This is a genomic window from Treponema sp. (assembly GCF_045657965.1).
Classification (GTDB): Bacteria; Spirochaetota; Spirochaetia; order Treponematales; family Treponemataceae; genus Treponema_D.
Genome location: NZ_JAZOUG010000329.1, coordinates 1 through 2,786, shown reverse-complemented (window position 1 = coordinate 2,786; position 2,786 = coordinate 1). Strand labels below are relative to the sequence as shown.

Annotated in this window: 3 protein-coding genes; 1 reads left to right on the top strand and 2 read right to left on the bottom strand. The window is 35.5% G+C overall.

All coding sequences use genetic code 11. The features are described 5' to 3' along the window. Positions 1–15: 15 nt before the first annotated feature. Positions 16–1,119, bottom strand: a complete 1,104-nt coding sequence (locus ACKI5B_RS12515; protein ID WP_407429271.1) for a GTPase — start codon at positions 1,117–1,119, stop codon at positions 16–18. Positions 1,120–1,144: 25 nt separating this feature from the next. Beyond that, complete coding sequence (locus ACKI5B_RS12510) at positions 1,145–2,257, bottom strand: YcjF family protein (RefSeq protein WP_407429269.1); 1,113 nt, start codon at positions 2,255–2,257, stop codon at positions 1,145–1,147. Between the two features lie 185 nt (positions 2,258–2,442). Here ACKI5B_RS12510 and ACKI5B_RS12505 point away from each other — a divergent pair. After that, a partial coding sequence (locus ACKI5B_RS12505; protein ID WP_407429267.1) for a helix-turn-helix transcriptional regulator occupies positions 2,443–2,786 on the top strand: 344 nt, incomplete at its 3' end.

Here is a 2,786-nt window from a genome sequence, read left to right as displayed (position 1 = left end):
TGTACTTTTGCAAAATCAGTTTTTTTTTGCTTCAAGAAGTTTTTCAATTTCTGTTTGAATCATTGGCAAAAGTTCTTTCTCTAAAAGATTTTTGCAGTTACATATAGACTGTTCAATAACACCCTTTATTCTGTCCTTTTGATTTTCAATAAATTTTGGTGCATAAGAATTGATTAAAGGCATAACGCCAAGAGTTAGAGCATATCCTGTATACCACCATCCGATATTTTTGTTATTTTCTGAGTCAAAATTCTTAAATGGAGAATGAATTTTTGATAAAGAAATCTCACCAAAAGAACTTTGCAAATTATACCCAATGTCGTAGCATCTTTTTAAAAGGTCTTTTGCTTCTTCATTTACGGTTTCGGTTTTTAACTCTTGCATTTTTGCCTGAATTTTTGTTTCAAGAAGTTTCGCAAGTTCATCATTGCCTTCCCTTCGTCCACTGATATCATAATTATCAACAAGATCATTAAGTTCAGATTTGAAAGTATCCAGATGACCGTACAGTCTCTCAATTGTTGCCGTTGAAATTCGATTTTTAACCGTTTCAACCCAGCTTGAAAGAATTGAGTCTATAAGTTCATCTCGACCGAAAGGTTTCGTTTCTCCGCTTCGTGTTTTTGCGCCGACGCATACGGAAACTACATTAATCTTTTCTTTTCCGATGGTTTCAAAAATTGCTTTTTTGAAATTTCTCTCATCATCTTCAGAAATTTGATCTGCTTTCGTAATTGCAACAGTGACTTTATATCCTTGATTAACGAAATTTGAAATGATATTTGCATCGCAGTCTTCGATTCTTGAACCACCTGCCAAAATACAATAAACAACAGCATGAAACCATTCTTCAGGATTTTTTGCAGCTCCATGTTCCTCGGCTTTGTCTTTTAAAAGGTTATTCCATTCGGTAAGCTTATCAGCTTCAATTCCCCAAGAATCATAAACTCGTACTGCATGTCCGTTGATATCTGCATCTGTTTCTATCAAATCGGCAGGTGTCACCGGACGCCCAATTCCAGTTTCGAATTTCGTACCGAATAGATAATTAAGTAACGATGATTTTCCAACGCCTGTTTTTCCAAGAGTTACAATGTTTAGTCTGAAATCTTTTTCCATTCTTATTATCCTCATCATCTAACTATTAAAGATTGTTGAAAATTGTTTCTTCTGATGTTCGTTTCTTTGCCATATTTTCATTTGCAAAAGTTTCAACTTCAGAAGCGAATTTATTTACAAAATCTGTCGTGTCCTCTCCATTGAGTTTCGCTTTCCAATATTTCTCACAAGCCATAGCAATTGCTCCACCAAAAGCCCATGTTATTGCAACAGCTACAGAGGCATTTATGATAGCCCCGACGGCCGTACCAATTCCCGGGAAAAATTTTGCAATTGTTCCGACCGCACTTTTTCCAAGATTTGAAAGTAAAGTCCCGATGAAAGTACTTTTTATTGCGTTTTTGATACCGCCCATATCATATATATATAGAAGCTCTGTAAGCAAAATCAGTTCGTTTCCTGTAAGGAGAGCAGCATCACTAAATGGAATCGGTGAAGCCCCGACTGCACCAGCTGCAACAACATGACCTGCAATTGCAATTTTTGCATACTTTCTTTTTTGAGCAAAACTCAATTTTTGCTGGCTGATGAACGCTTTTTGTAAATGTTCAGGTAGCCTTTCAATTGACCAGTCAATAAGCTTTGTAGTCTGGTCATATTCTTTTGCGTAAATGCTTGTTTCAAAGATGTTTAATTTTTCATCAGCCTGCTTTAAAACAGTTCTGAGAGCCTTTACCGTCTCATCATCAGTTTTTTCTGCTTTTGTAAGAAGAACTGCGACAGGACATCCAGAATCAGAAAATGCCTTAATTACCTTTAAATCATAATCGGTTACACGGCTTGCAAGCGTTGAAATACAATACCAGATGATATTTACTTCAGCTTGAGCCGGATTCTTTACCATTCCGAGTACATCATTTATAAAACGGTCATCGCCACCATCTTTTGTCTCATAGCCTGCGGTATCATAAATTCTCACAGATGTCTCATTGTTTTCAAAACACCTTATTTCCTGAGTTATAGGTTTACCAACACCAGTAATTGCAACAGTATCGCCAAAAACATGATTTACAAGACTGCTCTTTCCAACACCTGTCTGGCCAGCAAGAAGGATTCCAGGCTTCTGAACTTTTTGTTTTAGTTTATTGTATTCTTCCTCGAATTTCTTTGTCAGATTTTCTTGATCCATTAATTCCATAATTATCTCCTTTTTGAAATCAGTATAATCCTCTATCTATGACAATATGTGTCATTGCAGACTTCTTTTTTGCAGCTTTTACTTTTTCTGATTTAACAATCAGTATAAAAAATACTAATTACTATATTTTATACCAATAATTACAGAATCGCAACAAAGTGTACTAATTGTTATATGAAATAACTATGGGATTCTGGAAAAATGTAGAAGATAGAAGAGTTTATCTTGGTCTTACACGAAAGGATTTGGCTCAGCAGGCGGGAATAAAATATGCAGTTATTGGTGCTGGTCTGGAACGCGATTCTATCCCTGCTGCAAATACGGCACTACGAATTTCAAAAGTTCTAAAAATCCCACTTGAAAACTTACTAGATGATGATTTTTCTTTTGATTCAAAGCAAACGCAATTCACTAAATTTACTAGCAGGGAATCAAATGCATTAAAATACTGGAATGTTTATGAAGACTTTGAAAAACTTCCTGTAAAAACTCGTCAGACTATAATAGAGATGATTCACAAACTCGCTCT